This is a genomic window from Mycoplana sp. 10N416, from assembly GCF_056394765.1.
This window is the reverse complement of the sequence record NZ_JBFTIM010000061.1, coordinates 1-393: the sequence shown is the minus strand read 5'-3', so window position 1 is coordinate 393 and position 393 is coordinate 1. Positions and strand designations below refer to the sequence as shown.

The 393-nt window shown below is 75.1% G+C and carries 1 protein-coding gene; it reads left to right on the top strand.

From position 1 onward, the window contains the following. The coding region (locus tag AC1DDS_RS25810; RefSeq protein WP_477481450.1) for a cellulose biosynthesis cyclic di-GMP-binding regulatory protein BcsB at positions 1–393 on the top strand (393 nt) is incomplete at both ends.

The following is a 393-nucleotide window of genomic DNA, read 5'->3' as shown; positions in this document are numbered from 1 at the left end:
GTGTTCGGCCAGTCAGGCCAGACGATCGACGGCCTGACCCTGCCGCAGGTGGGCGGTCCCACCCTGGCGGTGATCGCCAATCCGCTGGCGCCCGAACGCCGCCTGCTGCTGGTGATCGGCCGCGACTCCTCGGAGATCCGCCGCGCCGCCCTGGCGCTCAGCATCTCGCAGGGCGGCCTCAGCGGCGCCATGGCCCAGGTCGACACCGCCCTGATCGCCCCGCGCGCGCCCTATGACGCGCCGCGCTGGCTGCGCATGGACCGTCCGGTGCGCATGGGCGAGCTGGTCGACGCCCAGCTGCTGCAGGCGCCGGGCCTGTCGCCGGCCCCGGTCAACGTGCCGTTCCGCGTGGCGCCCGACCTCTTCCTGTGGCCGGTGCAGGGCGCGCCGATG